This is a genomic window from Pseudomonas sp. GV105, from assembly GCF_003058185.1.
Classification (GTDB): Bacteria; Pseudomonadota; Gammaproteobacteria; order Pseudomonadales; family Pseudomonadaceae; genus Aquipseudomonas; species Aquipseudomonas veronii.
In genome coordinates, this window is sequence record NZ_QBUF01000002.1 from 388,761 (window position 1) to 410,565 (window position 21,805).

Genomic DNA, 21,805 nt, shown 5'->3' on the forward strand with positions numbered 1-21,805 from the left:
CCTTCGCGCTGACTGAAACCGAATTTTAAGGACCCACAGATAATGGCTATCGAAATCAAAGCCCCGACATTCCCGGAATCGGTTGCCGATGGCACCATTGCCACTTGGCACAAGAAACCAGGCGAGGCTGTAAAGCGTGACGAACTGATCGTCGACATCGAGACCGACAAAGTCGTTCTGGAAGTGTTGGCTGAAGCTGACGGCGTGTTGGGCGCGATCATTGCCAACGAAGGCGATACCGTCCTGTCCAACCAGGTACTGGGCTCGATCGAAGCGGGCAGCGCTGCTGCCGCTCCGGCTGCCGCTGCACCGGCTGTTGCGGCTTCTGCTCCAGCTGCCGCTCCGGCGGCGGGTGGCGAAGATCCAATCGCTGCACCGGCTGCTCGTCAGCTGGCCGAAGAGAACGGCATCAACCTGGCTTCCATCAAAGGCACCGGCAAAGACGGCCGTGTGACCAAGGAAGACGTGGTTGCTGCCGTTGAAGCCAAGAAAAACGCTCCAGCTGCCGCACCTGCCAAGGCTGCAGCACCTGCTGCCGCTGCTCCTGTGTTCGCCGCTGGCGACCGCACCGAGAAGCGCGTGCCCATGACCCGCGTGCGTGCCACCGTGGCCAAGCGTCTGGTTGAAGCACAGTCGAACATGGCGATGCTGACCACCTTCAACGAAGTCGACATGACCGAAGTCATGGCCCTGCGTTCGAAGTACAAGGACCTGTTCGAGAAGAGCCACAACGGCGTGCGCCTGGGCTTCATGTCGTTCTTCGTGAAAGCGGCCACCGAAGCGCTGAAACGCTTCCCGGCAGTCAACGCTTCCATCGACGGCAGCGACATCGTTTACCATGGTTATGCAGACGTCGGCGTTGCCGTGTCCAGCGACCGCGGCCTGGTGGTTCCGGTTCTGCGTAACGCCGAGCTGATGAGCCTGGCTGAAATCGAAGGCGGCATCGCCGGCTTCGGCAAGAAAGCCCGTGACGGCAAGCTGACCATCGACGAGATGACCGGCGGCACCTTCACCATCACCAACGGTGGTACCTTCGGTTCGATGATGTCGACTCCGATCGTCAACCCGCCGCAAGCTGCGATCCTGGGCATGCACAACATCATCCAGCGTCCGATGGCAATCAACGGCCAAGTCGTGATCCGTCCGATGATGTACCTGGCGCTGTCTTACGATCACCGCCTGATCGATGGTAAAGAAGCCGTGACTTTCCTGGTGACCATCAAGAACCTGCTGGAAGACCCAGCTCGTCTGCTGCTGGATATCTGATAGAAGCAGCTGCGGGCCTCAAGTGACAGGCTGCCGGATACGGCAGTCGGGCTTGGGGCCTGCGGCTTGACAGCTTGCTGCTAAATAGAGGAACTATTTTCATGTCGCAGAAATTTGACGTTGTAGTGATTGGTGCAGGTCCTGGCGGCTATGTTGCCGCTATCAAGGCCGCACAACTGGGCCTCTCGACTGCTTGCATCGAAAAATACACCGACAAGGAAGGCAAACTGGCACTGGGCGGTACTTGCCTGAACGTTGGTTGCATTCCTTCCAAGGCGCTGCTGGACAGCTCCTGGAAATTCCACGAAGCGCAAAGCGGTTTTGCCATCCACGGCATCAGCCACGCTGGCGTGACCATGGACGTACCCGCGATGGTTGGCCGTAAAGCCAACATCGTCAAAGGCCTGACCTCCGGCGTTGCCACCCTGTTCAAGGCCAACGGCGTAACTTCCCTGCAAGGCCACGGCAAGCTGCTGGCCGGCAAGAAAGTTGAAATCACCAAGCCGGACGGTTCGGTCGAAATCATCGAAGCCGAAAACGTGATCCTGGCTCCAGGTTCGCGTCCGATCGACATTCCACCAGCACCTGTTGACCAGAAAGTCATCGTTGATTCGACCGGCGCTCTGGAATTCCAAGCAGTTCCCAAGCGTCTGGGCGTGATCGGCGCTGGCGTGATCGGCCTGGAACTGGGTTCGGTCTGGTCCCGCCTGGGTTCCCAGGTCACTGTGCTCGAAGCCCTGGACACGTTCCTGCTGGCTGCTGACACCGCAGTGTCCAAGGAAGCCCTGAAAACCCTGACCAAACAGGGTCTGGACATCAAGCTGGGCGCTCGCGTGACCGGCTCGAAGGTCAACGGCGAAGAAGTGGTCGTGACCTACACCGACAAGGATGGCGAACAGACCATCACCTTCGACAAGCTGATCGTAGCCGTTGGTCGCCGTCCAGTGACCACCGACCTGCTGGCAGCCGACAGCGGCGTGAACATCGACGAGCGTGGTTTCATCCACGTTGACGATCACTGCGCTACCACCGTTCCAGGCGTCTACGCCATTGGTGACGTGGTTCGCGGCATGATGCTGGCGCACAAGGCTTCCGAAGAAGGCATCATGGTTGTCGAGCGCATCAAGGGCCACAAAACCCAGATGAACTACGACCTGGTCCCATCGGTTATCTACACCCACCCGGAAATTGCATGGGTCGGCAAGAACGAACAGCAGTTGAAAGCTGAAGGCGTTGAAGTTAACGTCGGCACCTTCCCGTTCGCTGCTTCTGGTCGTGCCATGGCAGCCAACGACACCGGTGGTTTTGTCAAAGTCATCGCTGATGCCAAGACTGACCGCGTATTGGGCGTCCATGTGATTGGCCCAGGCGCAGCAGAACTGGTCCAGCAGGGCGCAATCGGTATGGAATTCGGCACCAGTGCCGAGGACATCGGCATGATGGTTTTCTCCCATCCGACCCTGTCCGAAGCATTGCACGAAGCCGCGCTGGCAGTGAATGGTCATGCCATTCACATCGCGAACAAGAAGAAGCGCTAAAACGAGATAATAAGAAACCACGGCGGTTGCCCGTCGTGAGCCTTGCGCGCAAGACTCACCGCGGAATATCCGCTGGACGCAGTCTTGCGCAGCTTGACCGGGCTTGAGTCCGGCAAGTTGCGTAAGCAGCAGTCACAGGTGGCGCGGCACTCATAATGAGCGCAGCGCCGAATGCGCAGTACCTAACGAAGACGGTAAAAAGCATGAATCTTCACGAGTATCAGGGTAAGCAGCTGTTCGCTGAATACGGCCTGCCAGTATCCCAGGGCTACGCAGTAGACACCCCGGAAGCAGCAGCAGAAGCTTGCGATAAAATCGGCGGGACCGAATGGGTTGTAAAAGCCCAGGTTCACGCAGGTGGTCGCGGTAAAGCGGGCGGCGTTAAGCTGGTTCGCAGCAAAGAAGACGCCAAGGCCTTCGCACAGCAGTGGCTGGGCAAGCGTCTGGTGACTTACCAGACTGATGCCAATGGCCAGCCAGTCACCAAGATCCTGGTTGAATCGTGCACTGATATCGCTAAAGAGCTGTACCTGGGCGCTGTCGTTGACCGTTCGAGCCGTCGCATCGTGTTCATGGCTTCCACCGAAGGTGGCGTGGACATCGAGAAGATCGCTCACGATACCCCTGAAAAAATTCTGAAAGCCACTATCGATCCACTGGTTGGCGCTCAGCCATTCCAGGGTCGCGAGCTGGCTTTCCAGCTGGGTCTGGAAGGCAAGCAAGTTGCCCAGTTCGCCAAGATCTTCGTAGGTCTGGCCAAACTGTTCCAGGATCACGATCTGGCCCTGCTGGAAGTGAACCCGCTGGTGATCAAGGCTGACGGCGATCTGCATTGCCTCGACGCCAAGATCAACATCGACGCCAACGCCATGTACCGTCAGCCTAAGCTGAAGACTTTCCACGATCCGTCGCAAGACGATCCGCGCGAAGCGCACGCTGCCAAGTTCGAACTGAACTACGTAGCCCTGGAAGGTAACATCGGCTGCATGGTCAACGGTGCCGGCCTGGCCATGGGTACCATGGACATCGTCAACCTGCATGGCGGCAAACCAGCCAACTTCCTCGACGTGGGCGGTGGTGCTACCAAAGAACGCGTAACCGAAGCCTTCAAGATCATCCTGTCCGACTCCAACGTCGCTGCAGTACTGGTCAACATCTTCGGCGGCATCGTTCGTTGCGACATGATTGCCGAAGGCATCATCGGTGCAGTGAAAGAAGTCGGCGTGAAAATCCCGGTTGTTGTTCGCCTTGAAGGTAACAACGCTGAACTGGGCGCTAAAGTACTGGCAGAAAGCGGTTTGAACATCATCGCGGCTACCAGCCTGACCGACGCTGCTCAACAAGTTGTCAAAGCTGCGGAGGGCAAATAATGAGCGTCCTGATCAATAAAGACACCAAAGTTATCTGCCAGGGTATTACCGGTTCGCAAGGTAGCTTCCACACCCAGCAAGCCATCGAATACGGCACCAAGATGGTTGGTGGTGTAACTCCGGGCAAAGGCGGCACCGAGCACCTGGGCCTGCCAGTGTTCAACACCGTTAAAGACGCAGTAGCTGCCACTGGCGCGACCGCCAGCGTGATCTACGTTCCGGCTCCTTTCTGCAAAGACTCGATCCTGGAAGCGGCGTTCGGCGGCATCAAGCTGATCGTGTGCATCACCGAAGGCATTCCTACCCTGGATATGCTGGATGCCAAGGTCAAGTGCGACGAGCTGGGCGTGGTCCTGATCGGTCCTAACTGCCCAGGCGTGATCACTCCAGGCGAATGCAAGATCGGCATCATGCCTGGTCACATTCACTTGCCAGGTAAAGTCGGTATCGTTTCCCGTTCCGGCACCCTGACCTACGAAGCTGTGAAGCAGACCACTGACGCCGGTTTCGGTCAGTCGACTTGCGTCGGCATCGGCGGTGACCCGATCCCAGGCTCGAACTTCATCGACATCCTGAAGCTGTTCCAGGAAGACCCGAAGACCGAAGCGATCGTCATGATCGGTGAGATCGGCGGTTCGGCTGAAGAAGAAGCGGCTGCCTACATCAAGGCCCACGTGACCAAGCCGGTTGTTTCCTACATCGCTGGTGTGACTGCCCCTGCTGGCAAGCGCATGGGCCATGCTGGCGCAATCATCTCTGGCGGCAAAGGCACTGCAGACGAAAAATTCGCTGCACTGCAAGACGCAGGCGTAAAAACCGTGCGTTCGCTGGCAGACATCGGCAAGGCCTTGGCCGAGCTGACCGGTTGGGCAGTCAAGTAAGCCTCGCGCTTAACTGACGCTTCACCAGCAAAGGCCACCTTCGGGTGGCCTTTGTGCATTCTGGGCGGCCCATTTATTGAAATGTACTTGGTCCCATGTGGGAGGGGGCTTGCTCCCGATAGCGGTGGCTCAGTCACTGATGATGTGATTGAACCTCCGCTATCGGGAGCAAGCTCCCTCCCACATTTTTTGTCTGTATCGCCACATTAAGTATGAAAACACGACATTCCAATGTCGCTTATCGGACAGTTCGCCCTGCAACAGTGCGTTTATCGGCCAAATTCTGTAACCTTGCCGCCTCTTTAAGCGCTCGCATCCCAAAAGGAAGCCGCGCGCTAGACCGGTCGGTGCCCACAAGGGCCGGCAGCATTTCCCTCATCCATAGGGAAGCCCTCTCTAAATTCCGATTCAGTAGTGTGGTATTTCCTCAAATGAAAGTGTTGAAAAGTCAGGACATCCTGGCGTTGGGCTTCATGACTTTTGCCCTGTTTGTAGGGGCCGGCAACATCATCTTCCCGCCTATCGTTGGTTTGCAGTCCGGGCCCCATGTCTGGATGGCGGCGTTGGGTTTCCTGATCACCGCAGTCGGGCTCCCGGTGGTCACCGTGATCGCCCTGGCCAAGGTCGGTGGTGGTATGGATGCGTTGAGCAGCCCGATCGGCAAGATCGCCGGTGGCCTGCTGGCGGCGGCAGCGTATCTGGCGGTAGGGCCGCTGTTCGCCACCCCGCGTACTGCGACCGTGTCCTTTGAAGTGGGCCTGGCGCCGTTGACCGGTGAAAGCCCGCTGGCGCTGTTCCTCTACAGCTCGGTGTACTTTCTGGTGGTGTTTTTCGTCTCCCTGTACCCGGGCCGTCTGTTGGACACCGTGGGCCGTTTCCTTGCGCCGCTGAAAATCATCGCGCTGTCCATCCTTGGTATCGCCGCGTTTGCCTTGCCGGCCGGTGATGTGGGCGTCGCCAACCCGGAATACGTGGCCGCGCCGTTCTCCCAAGGCTTTATCAATGGTTACCTGACCATGGATACCCTGGGCGCGCTGGTGTTCGGTATCGTGATCGTCAACGCGATCCGTTCTCGTGGTGTCGAATCGCCTAAATTGATCACCCGCTACGCGATCATTGCCGGGCTGATTGCCGGCGTCGGCCTGGCGTTGGTGTATGTCAGCCTGTTCCGCCTCGGGGCGGGCAGCCATGAGATCGCCGCCGGTGCCGCCAATGGCGCCGCTGTCCTGCATGCCTACGTGCAACACACCTTTGGTTCCCTGGGCAGTGGCTTCCTGGCCGTGCTGATCTCCCTGGCCTGCCTGGTCACCGCCGTCGGCCTGACCTGTGCCTGCGCCGAGTACTTCAGCCGGATCCTGCCGCTGTCCTACAAGACCCTGGTGGTGATCCTGGCGCTGTTCTCGCTGTTCGTGTCCAACCTGGGCCTGACCAAACTGATCGCGTTTTCGATCCCGGTGCTCACTGCGATCTACCCGCCATGCATCGTGCTGGTGGCTTTGAGCTTCTGCAAAGACTTCTGGCAGGAGCAGAGCCGCATCGTTGGCCCGGTGATGTTGGTGTCGTTCATCTTCGGCTGCATCGATGCGCTCAAGGGCGCCGGCCTGGCGGGCTGGATGCCGTCGCAATTGGCCAACCTGCCGTTGAGCGAGCAGGGCCTGGCGTGGCTGGTGCCATCGGTGATGATGCTGGTGGCCGCGGTGGTGGTTGACCGCATGCTGGGCAAGCGCAGCGAAGCGGTCGCGTAACCCCCGGCTTCAGGCTGTATTGAAATGCCCCGTATCGATTGATACGGGGCATTTTTTATGGGCGGCGGGCAGTGTCTTTTTCCGTGGGCTAACGTCGAAGGAGTAACGCAAAGCTCAAGCTGGAACCCGGCGCCCACACTTAACCGGGTTCATGAAATCTGTCGTGTATAAGGACCCGCATGCCGTTTATCGAAGCCAACCTGATCCACTTGCTTGCCGCCCTCTGGTTCGTCCTCTGTTGGGGCGGCTACACCCGTTATGCCACCTGGAAAGCCCGCGACACTGCCTGTCTGGCCAGCGTGCTGCACCTGTATCGCGAAGACTGGATGCGTCGCATGCTGCTGCGTGACAACCGCATCGCCGACGCCAGTGTGATTGGCAATCTTGAGCGCAACGCGTCGTTCTTCGCCTCCAGCACCTTGATCATCCTTGCGGGCATTCTCACCGTGTTGGGCGCCTCGGAGCGGGCGGTTTCATTGCTGGCCGATATTCCGCTGGTGCAGCAGGCATCCCAGGGTATGTCGGAGATCAAGCTGCTGTGCCTGGCACTGGTGTTCGTCTACGCGTTCTTCACGTTCAGCTGGTGCATGCGCCAGTACAACTTTGCCGCGGTGCTGGTGGGGTCGGCGCCGATGATCGGTGAGCGGCACGTGTCGGAGCAGGAGCGCAAGGCGTTTGCCCTGCGGGCGGCGCGGGTGATTTCGATGGCGGCCAACCAGTTCAACTTTGGCTTGCGCGCTTATTACTTCGGGATGACCATGCTGGCATGGTTTGTCAGCCCCTGGCTGTTCATGTCGATGAGCGCCGGGGTGGTGTTGGTGCTGTATCGCCGAGAGTTTCATTCCGACGTACTGCAAGTGATGGTGTATACGCAGACCGATACGTCGCTGCCGGACGTGGCCAAAGACTCGGTGGCGTAAAGCGCTGCGGGCATAGCGCCGGTTTATCGCACTGCGCGCCAACAGCAGACAAAGTAAAGCCCGCTATCTAAGCGGGCTTTCTTTTTGCAGCCAAGCTATTTCAAGCCCCGGTATCAAGAACCGGTTGCTGGGGTAGCAGGTGCTGCTTCTTGTGCTGCGGCTTTGTTCGATTCGGCCTGAGCTTTGGCAGCATCGCCGTTTTCTTTCGCAGCTTCGTTCACTTTATCCTGTGCTGCAGCCATATCTTTCTGAGCTTGCTCAGAGTGCGCGGCGGCATCTTGGGCTTTGTTTTCGGATTTCTTGTCGCAGGCAGCGAGACCGAGGGCAGCGGCCAGCATCATGGAAATAGCTAAAGTCTTGCGCATTGGGTGTTTCTCCTTAGTGAAGATATCTACTGGCCTTTCGAGCACATGGGGCCAGCATTAGTTCCTTATATCCCACAGATATATAAAGCATTTTCCCAAGGAACTTTTTCCGACGGTCCATACTGCGCCGGACCCACATTCATCAGAGTCTGAACCGAATGACCGAAAATCCCTTGTTAGAGCGTGCCAAGCGCTTTATTTCAGCGTTGCGCCATTGCCAGGTGCTGAGCATTACCGTTCATCAAGCCAGCGAAGAGGGGATTACCCTGGTTCTGCCCTACAGCCCGATGATCGTGGGTGATCCCCAGACGGGCGTGATCCATGGTGGCGCATTGACCTCGCTGATGGACACCGCCTGCGGCATGGCCACCCTGTGCGTGTTGCCGGAGTTCGAGGTGTGCCCGACCCTCGACCTGCGCATCGACTACATGCATCCCGCCGAACCGCACAAGCCGGTGTATGGTTTCGCCCAGTGCTACCGGGTGACCACCGACGTGATTTTCACCCGTGGTTTCGCTTACCAGGATGACCCGCAACAACCCGTCGCCCACACGGTGGGGACGTTCATGCGTATGGGCAAGCGCCTCAAGGGCGCGCAGGGGCTGGGCAGTACAGTCACGGGAGAACAGGTATGACACATCACTTCAAGACACGTCTGGAGCAGGCCCATGAGCACGGTAACTACAAGGCGCTGCTCGATCTGATCCCCTACGCCAAGCTGATCGGCATCGAATGCACGCGGATAGGCGATGAGCTGCTGTTCCGCCTGCCGGCCAACAAGGACAACATTGGTAACCCGATATTACCGGCACTGCACGGCGGTGTGATTGCAGGCTTTATGGAACTCTGCGCCGCGTTGCACCTGCTGGTGTTCACCGGCGCACCGGGCCTGCCGAAAATTATCGACTTTTCCCTGGATTACCTGCGCGCCGGCCAGTTTCGCGACACTTACGCCAAGTGCCAGGTCTGGCGCCAGGGTCGACGGGTGGCGAACGTGTCGATCACCGCCTGGCAAAGCACCGCGGCCGAACCCATCGCCACCGCCCGCGCGCATTTCAAGATCGGAGAAGTGTCCCGCCCTTGAAATCCTGGTCTTAGCCCCCAACTTTGATGACAACCCGCCGCCAACCCTTCAGGGCGCGGCCACTGCCATCCAATTGGAGTTTGATGACCATGAGTGTGGAAACTCAAAAGGAAACCCTGGGCTTCCAGACCGAGGTGAAGCAACTGCTGCACCTCATGATCCATTCGCTGTATTCCAACAAGGAAATTTTCCTTCGCGAGTTGATCTCGAACGCCTCTGACGCTGTCGACAAATTACGTTTCGAAGCCCTGTCCAAGCCGGAGTTGCTGGAAGGCGGCGCCGAACTGAAAATCCGCGTGAGCTTCGACAAAGACGCCAAGACCGTCACCCTCGAAGATAACGGTATCGGCATGAGCCGTGAGGATGCGATCACCCACCTGGGGACCATCGCCAAATCCGGCACTGCCGATTTCATGAAGCACCTTTCGGGCGACCAGAAGAAAGATTCGCACCTGATCGGCCAGTTCGGCGTGGGCTTCTACTCGGCCTTCATCGTCGCCGACAAGGTTGAAGTGTTCAGCCGCCGCGCCGGCCTTGACGCCAGCGAAGGCGTGCATTGGTCTTCGAAAGGCGAGGGCGAGTTTGAAGTCGCTACCCTCGACAAGGCTGATCGCGGTACGCGCATCGTGCTGCACCTGAAACCCGGTGAAGACGAATTTGCCGATGGCTGGCGCCTGCGCAACATCATCAAGAAGTATTCCGACCACATCGCCCTGCCGATTGAATTGCCGAAAGAGCAGGCCGCCGCCGAAGGCGAAGAAGCACCGGCCGTTGAGTGGGAAACCGTCAACCGCGCCAGCGCCCTGTGGACCCGTCCGCGTACCGAGATCAAGGACGAGGAATACCAGGAGTTCTACAAGCACATCGGGCACGACTACGAAAACCCGCTGAGCTGGAGCCACAACAAGGTCGAAGGCAAGCTGGAATACAGCTCGCTGCTCTACGTACCGGCCCGCGCGCCGTTCGACCTGTACCAGCGCGAAGCGCCAAAGGGCCTGAAGCTCTACGTGCAGCGCGTGTTCGTGATGGACCAGGCGGAATCGTTCCTGCCGCTGTACCTGCGCTTTATCAAAGGCGTGGTCGACTCCAACGACCTGTCGCTGAACGTGTCGCGGGAAATCCTGCAGAAAGACCCGATCATCGACTCCATGAAGTCGGCGCTGACCAAGCGCGTCCTCGACATGCTGGAAAAACTGGCGAAGAACGAGCCTGAGCAATACAAAGGCTTCTGGAAGAACTTCGGCCAGGTCATGAAAGAAGGCCCGGCGGAAGATTTCGCCAACAAGGAAAAAATCGCCGGCCTGCTGCGTTTTGCCTCCACCCAGGGCGAAGACGGCGAGCAGGTGGTGTCCCTGGCCGAGTACCTGGCACGCGCCAAGGAAGGTCAGGACAAGATCTACTACCTGACCGGCGAGACCTACGCTCAGGTCAAGAACAGCCCGCACCTGGAAGTCTTCCGCAAGAAAGGCATCGAAGTGCTGCTGCTGACCGACCGTATCGATGAGTGGCTGATGAGCTACCTCAGCGAATTCGACGGTAAGACCTTTGTCGACGTGGCGCGTGGCGACCTGGACCTGGGCAACCTGGATTCCGAAGAAGACAAAAAAGCCGCTGAAGAAGTGGCCAAGTCCAAGGAAGGCCTGGTTGAGCGGATCAAGGCCTCCCTGGGCGACGCCGTCAGCGAAGTGCGGGTTTCCCACCGTCTGACCGACTCCCCGGCGATCCTGGCCATCGGCGAGCAGGACCTGGGCATGCAGATGCGTCAGATCCTCGAAGCCAGCGGTCAGAAGGTGCCGGACTCCAAGCCGATCTTCGAATTCAACCCGGCTCACCCGCTGATCGAGAAACTCGACGGCGAACAGAGCGAAGAGCGTTTTGGCGACCTGTCGCACATCCTCTTCGACCAGGCAGCCCTGGCTGCCGGCGACAGCCTGAAAGACCCGGCCGCCTATGTGCGCCGACTGAACAAGCTGTTGGTTGAACTGTCGGTTTAACCCCGTTGTAGAAAAACCCGCTTCGGCGGGTTTTTTCGTTCTTGTGCAACCTCAACTGGAGTAAATGATGAGCCAAGTCACTGTGCGTTCCGTGGTCTATCAGATTGATGGCCAGTCTTATGAAAGCCGCCTGGCCTTCGATGCCAGCCAAACCGGCCCGCTGCCGGGCCTGTTGATGGCACCGAACTGGATGGGCGTGAGTGCAGGGGCCGAAGAGATTGCCAAGCGCGTCGCCAGCAAAGGCTACGTGGTGCTGATCGCCGACCTGTACGGGCAAACCGTGCGCCCGTCGAATAACGATGAAGCCGGTGCGGCGATGATGCCGTTGAAGAATGACCGCCCGTTGCTGAACAAGCGCATGCAGGCCGCGTTAGCGCAACTGCAAGGCCAGAGCGAAGCTGCGGTGGATACGTCCAGGTTGGCCACCTTCGGTTTCTGCTTCGGCGGTTGCTGTGCGCTGGAGCTGGCGCGCACCGGCGCAGCGTTGAAGGCTGCGGTGTCGTTCCACGGCACCCTCGACACGCCAAACCCGGCGGATGCGAAGAACATCAAGGGTTCCGTGCTGGTGTTGCATGGTGCTTCCGACCCGCTGGTGCCGAAAGCGCAACTGCCGGTGTTCGAAGATGAGATGAACGCGGCCGGTGTGGATTGGCAACTGCTGAGCTATGGCGGTGCGGTGCATTCCTTCACCGACCCGCACGCCAACGTGCCGGGCATGATGATGTACGACGCGAAGACCGCTGCGCGGGCGTTCCAGTCGATGCATAACTTGTTGGATGAAGTGTTCAAGGGCTAAGTCTCTGGCCTCTGTCCTGGCCTCATCGCGAGCAAGCCAGCTCCCACATTCGAGCGCATTCCTACAGGGTAAACGCGGTTAAATGTGGGAGCAGGCGGCTATCTCACCGGCAACTCAATTCTTTCGGTTTCACCGGGCACCGTTGGCCAATCCCCAGCCGCCCAACGCTGCCGGGCCTGCTCGATCACGGCCGGGTCGCTCGCGACAAAATTCCAGTTGATCCGGCGTGGCCCATCCAGCGGCGCGCCACCGAACACCACCAGGTGACAATCGCTGTCGGCAGACAGGGTCATCGCCTGTCCGCTCGGCAACACCACCAGGCTGTGTGCCTCAAGCGGCTCACCGTCCAACTGTACGTCACCCTCCAGCACATACACCGCGCGTTCTTCATGCTCGTCGGGGATCAGCAGGGTGGTGGCCGTCTGCATCTGCACATCGGCGTACAGCGTGGGCGACAGCACCGGCACCGGTGATTTGAGGCAGAAGCCATTGCCGGCGATCAGGCGGATCTGCACGCCCAGGTTGTCGCTGGTGGGCAAGCTGGCTGCCGGATGGTGGCTGTAATGCCCCGGGCCGCTCTCGTGGTCCCTGGGGGAGGCGAGCCACACTTGCAGCCCATGCAGGCTGAACCCCTTGCTCTTGATTGCTTCGGGCGTGCGCTCGACGTGGGCAATCGCGCTGCCGGCGGTCATCCAGCTCACATCGCCGGCCTGCACCATTTGGTCCGAACCGAGGCTGTCCTTGTGCTGCAAGGTGCCTTCGAACAGGTAGGTGAGGGTCGACAGGCCGATGTGCGGATGCTGGCGGATATTCATGCCGCTGCCCGGTGCATAGCGGGTCGCCAGCATATGGTCGAAAAACACGAACGGCCCGACGCTACGGCATTCTCGCGATGGCAGCGGGCGCAGGATGGGCTGGCCTTCGACATCTTCGAGGCGAGGGCGGATCACGGTGAGGGTGGTCATGGTGCGTCCCTGTCGGAGCGGGTTGGATAGCCCTGAGCATAACCCGCTCGACCGGAGGTTGCCGCTATTGGCTGAAGGCACCTTCCGACAATTTCGTCTCGATACTCACCTCGGCGGTGGTCATCAACTTGTGTATCGGGCAGCGGTCGGCGATGCGGTGCAGTTCGTCGCGTTGCTGATCGGTGAGCACGCCCTTGAGCGTCAGCTTGACGTTGAGGTGGTACTTGCCCTTTTGCTCTTCGCTGTCGTCGTGGGTGATTTCCACGGTTACGCCGGTCAGCGGGATGCCCTTTCTCTGCGCATACAGCTTCAGGGTCAGGGCCTTGCACGACGCCAGGGCTGCGTCGAAATAGTCGTGGGGCGAGGGCGCGGTGTCGTCACCGCCCAGGCTTTTGGGCAGATCGGTGAACAACTCGTGGTTATCGATGTTGAGGCTGTGGCGGAAGTTGTCGGCATTCAGGGTGTTGACGGTAACAGGCATGGCGAACCTCTCAAGCGTGGCAGGAAGAAAGTCATGCAGTTATAGAACATGCTGGCACTCAAGTGTTCCAGGATTTTTTCCAGATGGCGGGGCGGCAGGATTCCCCGCATCAGTTCGAGGCAGCGGAGCAACACCCGCGTACAGGCGAGGCGACCCCGAATTCAAGCGCAAAAAAAACGCCCCGAACCAGTCGGGGCGTTTTCATCTGATCAAGCTGCGGGGCTTACTTGCCCTGCCAGCGTTTCAGCACCAGGGTGGCGTTAGTGCCACCGAAGCCGAAGCTGTTGCTCATCACGGTGTCGACTTTTACGTTTTCGACGGTCTTGGTCAGGATCGGCATATCGGCCACGACCGGGTCCATCTCTTCGATGTTGGCCGAGCCGGCCATGAAGTTGCCTTCCATCATCAGCAGGCAGTAGATCGTTTCGTGAACGCCGGCGGCGCCCAGGGAGTGACCCGACAGGCTCTTGGTGGAGCTGATGGCCGGTGCCTTGTCGCCGAATACCGCGCGCACGCCTTCCATTTCCTTGGCGTCGCCGACCGGAGTCGAGGTGCCGTGGGTGTTCAGGTAGTCGATCGGGGTATCCACGGTTGACATGGCCATCTGCATGCAGCGGATGGCGCCTTCACCGCTTGGCGCAACCATGTCGTAGCCGTCGGAAGTGGCGCCGTAGCCGACGATTTCCGCGTAGATCTTCGCGCCACGGGCCAGAGCGTGTTCCAGCTCCTCGACCACCACCATGCCGCCGCCGCCGGCGATGACGAAACCGTCACGCTTGGCGTCGTAGGCGCGGGAGGCCTTTTCCGGGGTGTCGTTGTACTGGGTGGACAGCGCGCCCATGGCGTCGAACAGGAACGATTGGCTCCAATGTTCTTCTTCGCCGCCGCCGGCGAACACGATGTCCTGCTTGCCCAGCTGGATCTGCTCAACCGCGTTACCGATGCAGTGAGCACTGGTGGCGCAAGCGGAGGAGATCGAGTAGTTCACGCCCTTGATCTGGAACGGCGTGGCCAGGCAGGCGGAAACGGTGCTGCCCATGGTCCGCGTGACACGGTACGGGCCAACGCGCTTCACGCCTTTCTCGCGCAGGATGTCCAGCGCTTCCATCTGGTTCAGGGTGGACGCGCCGCCGGAACCGGCGATCAGGCCGGTACGCACGTTCGAGACCTGATCGTGGCTCAGGCCGGAATCGGCGATGGCGTCCTTCATGGCCAGGTAGGCGTAGGCGGCAGCGTGGCCGACGAAGCGGTAGATCTTGCGATCGATCAACTCTTCGAGGGGCAGGTCGATGGAGCCGGAAACCTGGCTACGCAGACCCATTTCGGCATATTCCGGGTTGAAGCGGATGCCAGGGCGACTTGCACGCAGGTTAGCGGTGACGGTCTCTTTGTCATTGCCCAGGCAAGAAACGATGCCCAGACCAGTGATAACGACGCGGCGCATGCGGATAACCCTTAAAAGTTGTCAGTGGAAGTGAATACGCCGACCCGAAGGCCTTCGGCAGTATAGATCTCGCGACCGTCGACAGTCACCGAACCGTCGGCGATCGCCAGGTTCAGCTTGCCCTTGAGGACGCGCTTGATTTGAATGTTGTAGGTGACTTTCTTGGCGCTCGGCAGAACCTGGCCAAAGAACTTCACTTCGCCCGAACCCAGGGCGCGACCGCGGCCCGGCAAGCCTTGCCAGCCGAGGTAGAAACCGACCAGTTGCCACATGGCGTCGAGGCCCAGGCAGCCCGGCATGACAGGGTCGCCTTCGAAATGGCAGGCGAAGAACCACAGGTCCGGGGTGATATCCAGCTCGGCGACCAATTCACCTTTGCCGTACTTGCCACCCTCTTCACTGATATGGGTGATGCGATCCACCATCAGCATGTTCGGGGCGGGCAGTTGCGCGTTACCTGGGCCGAACAGCTCACCGCGACTGCAGCGCAGCAGGTCTTCCCGAGTAAAGGCGTTTTGTTTGGTCATGCGAGCTCCTCAATAATCCCATGCGGCAGGGTAGGGCAAATCTTCCCGAACCGACTGAAGCGTTCATGCCTCACATCGGCAGCCTACACATAGACTATTGCGTTGTAGTGAAAGTCACAGCGTCAAGGCACTGAATGTACACTTGTTCACTGAAATTTTAAACCGGGCCTGTTTATCGGTCCGTTCGGGTGCCTAAGACTGCCGCACTTTCGTCTTTCACGCCAGTCGCAGTTGGCTGATGGCGCGGCGCTATTGCACCCAACGCTGCAGGATTTGCTGCAAATCCGTGCGTTTGAACGGCTTGGCCAGGTAATCGTTCATTCCGGCGGCCAGGCAGAGTTCCCGATCGCCCTGCAAGGCGTTGGCGGTGAGGGCGATGATTGGCAGGTCGGCGCAGCCCGGCAGTTGGCGAATCTGGCGGGTGGCTTCGTAGCCGTCGATCAGCGGTAGCCGGCAATCCATCAGGATCGCGGTGAAAATCAGGCTCTCGGCGCTGCGGATCGCTTCGGCGCCGTCGGTGGCCAGGCTGACTTCAAAGCCCAGGCTGCGCAGCATGGCTTCGACCACGGTGCGGTTGACCGGGTTGTCTTCCACCAGCAGCACATGGCGGCCGTCGCCCGCGCTGGTTTTGCCTTCGGCGTTGGCGGCGATGGCCGGCACGCTGTGCTGGTCGATGGCCAGCGGGATTTCCAGGGTGAACACCGAACCGCGACCTTCTTCGCTCTGCGCGCGCAGGGTGCCGCCCATGCGTTCGGCCAGGGTGCGGGCGATGGGCAGGCCCAGGCCGGTGCCGCCGTAACGTCTTGAAATGGAACTGTCGGCCTGCTGGAACGCATCGAACATCAGTTCCAGGCGCTCGGCGGAAATGCCAATGCCGCTGTCGCGCACGGTGCAGGTGAACCACACCAGTTCATGGTCGAGGGGTTGCCAATGGGGCTCGACGCTGACGCTGCCGTGCTCGGTGAACTTGAGCGCGTTGCCGATCAGGTTCACCAGAATCTGGCGGATACGCGTCGGGTCGCCCTGCACGCGCAACGTGTCCAAGCCCGGCGGGATCGGCAGTTCGAGGCTCAGCCCGCGCTGCTGGGCGCTGTGCTGGAAGGCCTGGGCGCAGCTGTTGATCAGGTCTGCGAGGTTGAACGGAATGTGTTCCAGCTCCAGGGCCGCGCGCTCGATGCGCGAGAAGTCGAGGATGTCATTGATGACCTTGAGCAAATGTTCCGTGGACTCGGAGGCCAGTGCCGCATATTCGGTCTGCTCTTCGGTCATCTCGGTGGTTTCCAGCAACTGCAGCATGCCCAGCACGCCGTTCATCGGCGTGCGCAGCTCGTGGCTCATCATCGCCAGGAAGTCCGACTTGGCGTTGTTCGCCCGTTCGGCTTCCTCGCGGGTCTGGATCAGTTGCGCCATGGCCTGCTGCTGTTCGCGGCTGGCCTGGTTGAGGCCTTCGGCAAGGTTGTTGATGTGCCGCGAGAGGTCGCCCAGTTCGGAGTCATCGACAATCGGCAGCGGGGTCTTGTAGTCGCCTTGCTGGATCGCCTTGACTGCATTGCCCATCGCGCTGATCGGCTGCGACAGGCTGGCGGCCAGGCGCCGCGCGAGCAAAAAGGTGAACAGCAGGGCGAACAGCGCGAGCACGCCGGCCTTGAACAGAATCTCCTGTTGGCGCTGGCTGAAGGCATCGTTGGACATGCCGACGATCACCCGGCCCAGGTAGTCGGCACGCGGCGCCTTGGGTTCGTTGAGGTTGTCCTGGAAAAAGTCATTGCCCAATTGAATATGTTGCAGGCGGATCGGGGCCTGGAACACTTTGACCGACAGCGAGCGGTCGTGGTTTTCCGACGGTTGCTCGACGTACACCAGGATGTTCTCGGCGCTGTCCTGGATCTCCAGGAAGCGCACATGGGGCGTGGCCAGCGTCGCGCGCAGCAGGCTGTCGAGCACGTCGTTGTTGCCGGAGATCACCCCGTATTCGGTGGCCGGGGCCAATTGGTTGGCAATCAACTGGCCGGTGTGGTCGAGTTCCTGGCGCAGGTCCTGGATCCGCACGAAGGTGAAGAAGCTGATCAACAGCAACGTCAGCAACAGCGCCGGCCCCAGGGTGATGAGCTGGGTGCGGGTGTTGATGTCCCAACGACGACGTAAGGTCATGGGCGTTGTTCTCCTTCGGCCAGGCGGGCGGCGACGTTGGCTTCGTCGACCTGTTCGATGCCCAGTGAGCGTGCGACTTGCGGGTTGCCCACGACTTTGAAACGCTCCGGGTACACGGCGCGCGGCCAGCCGGCCGGCGGGTGATCGAGCAGGCGGTCGAGCACGGCCAGCCAGTCGGTCTGGTCGCTGTAAGTACTGGCCAGGCTGCCGGCCTTGACGAAGCCGGCATTGGGCCCCACCAGCGGCAGTTGCCGGGCATAACTGCTCAGTAGCAGGTTCTTCGCGGTTTTCGGGTTGTATAACTGCGGGTCGTCAAGGCCGAGCAGCACATCGCTGTTTCTGAACAAATGCTGCAGCGGGCGACTGTCGTTAATGTCGTCCCAGCGCTGGGGCACGATCTCCAGGCCCATCGGCGCGGCGTACTGGCGCAATTCGCGGAGCAGGAATTCACTGTCGGCGCCGTAGAGCACGCCGATGCGGCGGGCCTGGGGCAGGATTGTGGCGATCAGCCGCAGCTGGCGCTCCAGCGGCGGGTCACTCCACAGCAGGCTGATTTTGCCCGGCACGCCCTGGCCCATGCGCTGGTGGGCCTGCAGGCGGCTGATGCGCAACACCAGGGTCGACGGCCCCTGGGCGTCCTGCAGGCGCCAGTCTAGGCTGGGCAGGTCCAACAGGATCAGGCGCGTATTGGCCGGTAGGCGGCTGGGCACGGGCAGGTTGGCGAGGGGGGTGAAGGTTACGCGGTCGTCGGGGCGCTGCTGGGTGAGCGCCTGGACGAAGGCCTGCACCCCGGCGCCGTCTTCGGCGGCGGTCAGCAGGATATCGGCGCTCCAGGCCGGTACGCTGAGCAGCAGGCACAGCAGCAGCAGGCCGCGTTGCCAGCGTCTGGGGAGAGATAGGAGGGTCATCCGTGACTGAGCGCCCATGTCAGAACTCTAACTCCGCGCTGAAGTAGAGCACTTGGCGATGGTCGTAGTTGTTGTCGGCCCAGGTGGTGGGCTGGTTGTCCAGGCGTTGTTGCAACATGCCGGCCAGTTCCACGTTGGCGTTGCCCAGGGCCATGCGCTTGGCGACCCGCAGGTCGACCCGTTCGAAGCGATAGCGGTTAAGGGCGTCGTCGCCATAGTAGAACAGGGCGCTGGACCAGCCTTGCCCCCATTCGCGCAACCAGCCGGCCGAACCGCTGTTGCGTGCGGTTTGCGCCTTGTCCAGCGGGTTGCTGGTGCTGGCGTCGACGTAAGCGTAGGTCAGCCGCAGGCGGTCGGCGTTGCTCATGCGCCAGTCGAATTGGGATTCTGCGCCGGTAAAGCGCGAGCTGTTGGCGTTGCTGGCAATGTACTGATTGTTGCGCAGCGGCGAACTGATCATGTCGGTGATTTCGTCGTAGAACAGTTTCACGTCCATGTTCAGCCCGATGTCGGCAAAAAAGCCGTTATAGCCCAATTCGCGGGATTTCATCAGTTCTTTGTCGAGGTTGCCCGGACCGCGCGTGACCACGAAGTACTGCCCGGAATTCTGCCCGTAGGCCGGCGAGTCGAGGTTGGTGACGCGATAGCTCCAGTTGACGTTGTTCTCGAACATGTCCGGCGAACGGATCGCCTCGGAGTACACCGCGCGCAGGCCGTGGCGCGGGTTGATCAGGTAGTTGACCGCCACCCGCGGCGTCAGCGAGTTGCCGCTCAGGTGGGTGTCTTCGTACATGGCGCCGCCCTGCAGCAACCAGTGCTCGCTGGCGCGCCATTCAAGCTGGCCGAACAGGCGCCAGGTGGTGTCATCCAGAGTGCCGTTGAAATAGGTGTCGGAGTCGGCGCGGTCATAGCGATAGTTCATACCGCTGACCAGGCGCAGGCTGTCGGACAGGCTCAGGGTGTCCTGGATCTCCAGGTCGTAGCGGCTTTCGCGGGTGCTTTGGTCGATGTCGCCGCATACCGGGTCTTTACCGCCATCACCCCATTGCTTCAGCACTTGCTCGGCTAGCGCCTGCTCGGCGCTACTGCCTGGCGGCGGTTTGTCTGGGGTGTAAGCGTCCATATGCCGGGCCAATCGCTCGGCATAATTGGGGTTGAGCTGCCACAGCCGGGTCAATTCCGGGCTGAACGACACCTTGGCGTCACAGGCTTTCCAGATCTGCCGGCGGTCCCATTGTTGGGCCGAGCCCTGGATATACAGGCTGTGTTCGGGATTGAAATCGAAATTCCAGCGCAGGGAGCCGGCATAGTCCTTGGCGGTAACGTCGGAATTGTTGCCGCCCTCGGTAATCCCGGCGAATACCGGCGTGTAGGTATAAGGACGCTGGTTGGTCCCTTCCTTGGCATTCAGTTGCCAGTCGATGCTCTGTTGTGTGTTCAGCGTCTGGCTCACCGCCAGGCTGAAGCGGTTGAGACGCCGGCCGTCACGACGGTCGGCGCCCACCGCGTTGCTGTCAAAGCCATCGTCCTGCTGCCCGGACATCGACAGGCGCAGGTCGCCGGTTTCCCAGCCTACGCCCTGGCTGGCATAGAAGTCGTTGATCCCGCGTTCGCCGCGTACCACTTTTACCCTTGAACCGTGGCTGTCGGCCGGTGAGCGCGTGAGGATATTCACCACAGCCATCAACGCATTGGCGCCGTAGCTGACGGTGTTGGGCCCGCGGAACACTTCGATGCGCTCGATGTCTTCCATGGCCACCGGAATATCGCTCCAGTCCACCGTGGCCAGGCCTGCGCGGTACACCGAGCGGCCGTCGATCAAGACCTGCATGCGTCGCGCATCGCTGGCATTGGTGCCGTGGTAGTTCACCGCCGCCTGGTTGCCGCTGGTGTAGCCGACCATCATGCCCGGCACCAGCCGCAGCAACTCAGCGATGTCCCGCGCGCCGCTGGCCTTGATCAGTTCGCTGTCGATCACGGTCATGCTGCCGGGCACGGCGGCGGCCGATTGTTTGAGGCGAGTGGCAGTCAGCACCTGTGGCAGCGGTTGGTTGTCGAGGAACAGGTCGTCGGCGAACACCGCGCCGCTGCACAACAGCATCAACCACAACGATGAACGGGGAGGAGGGCCCAAATACACGGCACGGCCTTGATAATTACGGATAGCCGACCATGTTAACCGAGGCCGGGCCATTTGCCAGTCGTCGCCTTTGCAATTACCCCGCGTCGCTATGGCATTTTCCGACAGGCGTGTGAATTGATACGGGGGCTGGCCGCAAGCGGGGGGCTCCGTATAATGCGGCCATCGCCACTGGTATGGATTAACGGATTGCATATGACTGAACAGCGCCCTATTGCGGTCCTGGGAGGCGGAAGTTTTGGTACCGCCGTGGCTAACCTGCTGGCTGAGAACGGTCATGCGGTGCGCCAGTGGATGCGCGATCCCGAACAGGCCGAGGCCATTCGCGTCCATCGAGAAAACCCTCGTTACCTTAAAGGCATCAAGATTCATCCGGCGGTCGAGCCGGTCACCGACTTGCAGGCGACCCTGGAGGCCTGCGAGCTGTGTTTCGTCGCGCTGCCTTCGAGTGCGTTGCGTTCGGTACTCGCGCCTCACGCCGAACGCCTGGCGGGCAAGCTGCTGGTCAGTTTGACCAAGGGCATCGAGGCGCACACCTTCAAGCTGATGAGCGAAATCCTCGAAGAGATCGCCCCGCAGGCGCGCATCGGCGTGCTGTCCGGGCCGAACCTGGCGCGGGAAGTGGCCGAACATGCGCTGACCGCCACCGTGATCGCCAGTGAAGATGAAGCACTGTGTGAGCGGGTCCAGGCCGTGCTGCATGGGCGCACCTTCCGCGTGTACGCCAGTGGCGATCGTTTCGGCGTCGAGCTGGGCGGTGCGCTGAAAAACGTCTACGCGATCATTGCCGGGATGGCGGTGGCGCTGGGCATGGGCGAGAACACCAAGAGCATGCTGATCACCCGCGCGCTGGCGGAAATGACCCGCTTCGCGGTGAGCCAGGGCGCCAACCCGATGACGTTCCTGGGCCTGGCGGGCGTGGGCGACCTGATCGTCACCTGCTCGTCGCCGAAAAGCCGTAACTATCAGGTCGGTTTCGCCCTCGGCCAGGGCCTGAGCCTGGAGGACGCCGTGGCGCGCCTGGGCGAAGTGGCCGAAGGGGTCAATACCCTCAAGGTGCTCAAGGCCAAGGCCCAGGAGGCCGGCGTGTACATGCCGCTGGTCGCCGGGTTGCACGCGATCCTGTTTGAAGGGCGCACCCTGAATCAGGTCATCGAATTGCTGATGCGCGCCGAGCCGAAAACCGATGTCGACTTTATTTCCACCAGTGGTTTCAACTGAGGAACGCGT

The 21,805-nt window shown here is 60.5% G+C and carries 19 protein-coding genes; 11 read left to right on the forward strand and 8 right to left on the reverse strand.

Annotation, left to right across the window (positions count from 1 at the left end; all coding sequences use genetic code 11):
• Positions 1-42: 42 nt before the first annotated feature.
• From odhB to C8K66_RS05555, 6 genes are all read left to right on the forward strand, one after another.
• Positions 43-1,266: a 2-oxoglutarate dehydrogenase complex dihydrolipoyllysine-residue succinyltransferase gene (gene odhB, locus C8K66_RS05530; RefSeq protein ID WP_017846768.1), complete on the forward strand. Its 1,224-nt coding sequence runs from the start codon at positions 43-45 to the stop codon at positions 1,264-1,266.
• Between the two features lie 101 nt (positions 1,267-1,367).
• Positions 1,368-2,804: a dihydrolipoyl dehydrogenase gene (gene lpdA, locus C8K66_RS05535; RefSeq protein WP_046384196.1), complete on the forward strand. Its 1,437-nt coding sequence runs from the start codon at positions 1,368-1,370 to the stop codon at positions 2,802-2,804.
• Positions 2,805-3,007: 203 nt separating this feature from the next.
• Positions 3,008-4,174 (forward strand): ADP-forming succinate--CoA ligase subunit beta, encoded by a 1,167-nt coding sequence (gene sucC / locus C8K66_RS05540; RefSeq protein ID WP_017846770.1) that lies wholly within the window; start codon positions 3,008-3,010, stop codon positions 4,172-4,174.
• Entirely contained in the window at positions 4,174-5,055 is an 882-nt protein-coding gene (sucD, locus tag C8K66_RS05545; RefSeq protein ID WP_003172813.1) for a succinate--CoA ligase subunit alpha, read from the forward strand. The genes sucC and sucD overlap by 1 nt, the downstream gene beginning before the upstream one ends.
• Positions 5,056-5,486: 431 nt before the next feature.
• Positions 5,487-6,800 carry a branched-chain amino acid transport system II carrier protein gene (gene brnQ / locus C8K66_RS05550; RefSeq protein ID WP_057003705.1) on the forward strand — a complete coding sequence of 438 codons (1,314 nt, stop codon included), beginning with the start codon at positions 5,487-5,489 and terminating at the stop codon, positions 6,798-6,800.
• A 179-nt stretch (positions 6,801-6,979) separates the two neighbouring features.
• Positions 6,980-7,720 carry a DUF599 domain-containing protein gene (locus C8K66_RS05555; RefSeq protein ID WP_108524428.1) on the forward strand — a complete coding sequence of 247 codons (741 nt, stop codon included), beginning with the start codon at positions 6,980-6,982 and terminating at the stop codon, positions 7,718-7,720.
• 113 nt (positions 7,721-7,833) lie between these two features.
• On the opposite strand, the gene C8K66_RS05560 is transcribed toward C8K66_RS05555, so the two are convergent.
• On the reverse strand, positions 7,834-8,085 hold the full coding sequence (locus tag C8K66_RS05560; protein WP_017846773.1) for a hypothetical protein: 252 nt from the start codon (positions 8,083-8,085) through the stop codon (positions 7,834-7,836).
• Positions 8,086-8,243: 158 nt separating this feature from the next.
• On the opposite strand from C8K66_RS05560, the gene C8K66_RS05565 reads away from it, so the two are divergent.
• From C8K66_RS05565 to C8K66_RS05580, 4 genes are all read left to right on the forward strand, one after another.
• Positions 8,244-8,720, forward strand: coding sequence for a PaaI family thioesterase (locus tag C8K66_RS05565; RefSeq protein ID WP_108524429.1), 477 nt, complete (start codon positions 8,244-8,246; stop codon positions 8,718-8,720).
• Entirely contained in the window at positions 8,717-9,169 is a 453-nt protein-coding gene (locus tag C8K66_RS05570; protein WP_017846775.1) for a PaaI family thioesterase, read from the forward strand. Before C8K66_RS05565 ends, C8K66_RS05570 begins: the two co-directional genes overlap by 4 nt.
• Positions 9,170-9,258: 89 nt before the next feature.
• Positions 9,259-11,163, forward strand: coding sequence for a molecular chaperone HtpG (htpG, locus tag C8K66_RS05575; protein WP_017846776.1), 1,905 nt, complete (start codon positions 9,259-9,261; stop codon positions 11,161-11,163).
• A gap of 67 nt (positions 11,164-11,230) precedes the next feature.
• Positions 11,231-11,959: a dienelactone hydrolase family protein gene (locus tag C8K66_RS05580; RefSeq protein WP_108524430.1), complete on the forward strand. Its 729-nt coding sequence runs from the start codon at positions 11,231-11,233 to the stop codon at positions 11,957-11,959.
• Positions 11,960-12,057: 98 nt separating this feature from the next.
• Here C8K66_RS05580 and C8K66_RS05585 read toward each other — a convergent pair whose 3' ends face one another.
• The 7 genes from C8K66_RS05585 to C8K66_RS05615 form a co-directional block, all read right to left on the reverse strand.
• Complete coding sequence (locus C8K66_RS05585; RefSeq protein WP_046384192.1) at positions 12,058-12,924, reverse strand: pirin family protein; 867 nt, start codon at positions 12,922-12,924, stop codon at positions 12,058-12,060.
• Positions 12,925-12,988: 64 nt separating this feature from the next.
• Positions 12,989-13,405 carry an OsmC family protein gene (locus C8K66_RS05590; RefSeq protein WP_046384191.1) on the reverse strand — a complete coding sequence of 139 codons (417 nt, stop codon included), beginning with the start codon at positions 13,403-13,405 and terminating at the stop codon, positions 12,989-12,991.
• A 223-nt stretch (positions 13,406-13,628) separates the two neighbouring features.
• Positions 13,629-14,849 (reverse strand): beta-ketoacyl-ACP synthase I, encoded by a 1,221-nt coding sequence (fabB, locus tag C8K66_RS05595; protein WP_017846780.1) that lies wholly within the window; start codon positions 14,847-14,849, stop codon positions 13,629-13,631.
• 11 nt (positions 14,850-14,860) lie between these two features.
• Positions 14,861-15,376 carry a 3-hydroxyacyl-[acyl-carrier-protein] dehydratase FabA gene (gene fabA, locus C8K66_RS05600; RefSeq protein WP_003190035.1) on the reverse strand — a complete coding sequence of 172 codons (516 nt, stop codon included), beginning with the start codon at positions 15,374-15,376 and terminating at the stop codon, positions 14,861-14,863.
• Between the two features lie 249 nt (positions 15,377-15,625).
• A complete protein-coding gene (locus C8K66_RS05605) occupies positions 15,626-17,527 on the reverse strand; it encodes an ATP-binding protein (protein WP_108524431.1) in 1,902 nt (633 codons plus the stop codon).
• Positions 17,524-18,453 carry an ABC transporter substrate-binding protein gene (locus tag C8K66_RS05610; RefSeq protein ID WP_046384189.1) on the reverse strand — a complete coding sequence of 310 codons (930 nt, stop codon included), beginning with the start codon at positions 18,451-18,453 and terminating at the stop codon, positions 17,524-17,526. Before C8K66_RS05610 ends, C8K66_RS05605 begins: the two co-directional genes overlap by 4 nt.
• Position 18,454: 1 nt before the next feature.
• Positions 18,455-20,575 (reverse strand): TonB-dependent receptor domain-containing protein, encoded by a 2,121-nt coding sequence (locus C8K66_RS05615; RefSeq protein WP_353847389.1) that lies wholly within the window; start codon positions 20,573-20,575, stop codon positions 18,455-18,457.
• Between the two features lie 195 nt (positions 20,576-20,770).
• Between C8K66_RS05615 and C8K66_RS05620 the strand changes: the two genes are divergently transcribed.
• Complete coding sequence (locus tag C8K66_RS05620) at positions 20,771-21,796, forward strand: NAD(P)H-dependent glycerol-3-phosphate dehydrogenase (protein WP_017846784.1); 1,026 nt, start codon at positions 20,771-20,773, stop codon at positions 21,794-21,796.
• Positions 21,797-21,805 lie beyond the last annotated feature (9 nt).

What these genes read in the sequence shown, in the direction of transcription:
- odhB (WP_017846768.1), top strand. Translation starts at nt 43, where the DNA reads ATGGCTATCGAAATCAAAGCCCCGACATTCCCGGAATCGGTTGCCGAT.
- lpdA (WP_046384196.1), top strand. Translation starts at nt 1,368, where the DNA reads ATGTCGCAGAAATTTGACGTTGTAGTGATTGGTGCAGGTCCTGGCGGC.
- sucC (WP_017846770.1), top strand. Translation starts at nt 3,008, where the DNA reads ATGAATCTTCACGAGTATCAGGGTAAGCAGCTGTTCGCTGAATACGGC.
- sucD (WP_003172813.1), top strand. Translation starts at nt 4,174, where the DNA reads ATGAGCGTCCTGATCAATAAAGACACCAAAGTTATCTGCCAGGGTATT.
- brnQ (WP_057003705.1), top strand. Translation starts at nt 5,487, where the DNA reads ATGAAAGTGTTGAAAAGTCAGGACATCCTGGCGTTGGGCTTCATGACT.
- C8K66_RS05555 (WP_108524428.1), top strand. Translation starts at nt 6,980, where the DNA reads ATGCCGTTTATCGAAGCCAACCTGATCCACTTGCTTGCCGCCCTCTGG.
- C8K66_RS05560 (WP_017846773.1), bottom strand. Translation starts at nt 8,085, where the DNA reads ATGCGCAAGACTTTAGCTATTTCCATGATGCTGGCCGCTGCCCTCGGT.
- C8K66_RS05565 (WP_108524429.1), top strand. Translation starts at nt 8,244, where the DNA reads ATGACCGAAAATCCCTTGTTAGAGCGTGCCAAGCGCTTTATTTCAGCG.
- C8K66_RS05570 (WP_017846775.1), top strand. Translation starts at nt 8,717, where the DNA reads ATGACACATCACTTCAAGACACGTCTGGAGCAGGCCCATGAGCACGGT.
- htpG (WP_017846776.1), top strand. Translation starts at nt 9,259, where the DNA reads ATGAGTGTGGAAACTCAAAAGGAAACCCTGGGCTTCCAGACCGAGGTG.
- C8K66_RS05580 (WP_108524430.1), top strand. Translation starts at nt 11,231, where the DNA reads ATGAGCCAAGTCACTGTGCGTTCCGTGGTCTATCAGATTGATGGCCAG.
- C8K66_RS05585 (WP_046384192.1), bottom strand. Translation starts at nt 12,924, where the DNA reads ATGACCACCCTCACCGTGATCCGCCCTCGCCTCGAAGATGTCGAAGGC.
- C8K66_RS05590 (WP_046384191.1), bottom strand. Translation starts at nt 13,405, where the DNA reads ATGCCTGTTACCGTCAACACCCTGAATGCCGACAACTTCCGCCACAGC.
- fabB (WP_017846780.1), bottom strand. Translation starts at nt 14,849, where the DNA reads ATGCGCCGCGTCGTTATCACTGGTCTGGGCATCGTTTCTTGCCTGGGC.
- fabA (WP_003190035.1), bottom strand. Translation starts at nt 15,376, where the DNA reads ATGACCAAACAAAACGCCTTTACTCGGGAAGACCTGCTGCGCTGCAGT.
- C8K66_RS05605 (WP_108524431.1), bottom strand. Translation starts at nt 17,527, where the DNA reads ATGACCTTACGTCGTCGTTGGGACATCAACACCCGCACCCAGCTCATC.
- C8K66_RS05610 (WP_046384189.1), bottom strand. Translation starts at nt 18,453, where the DNA reads ATGGGCGCTCAGTCACGGATGACCCTCCTATCTCTCCCCAGACGCTGG.
- C8K66_RS05620 (WP_017846784.1), top strand. Translation starts at nt 20,771, where the DNA reads ATGACTGAACAGCGCCCTATTGCGGTCCTGGGAGGCGGAAGTTTTGGT.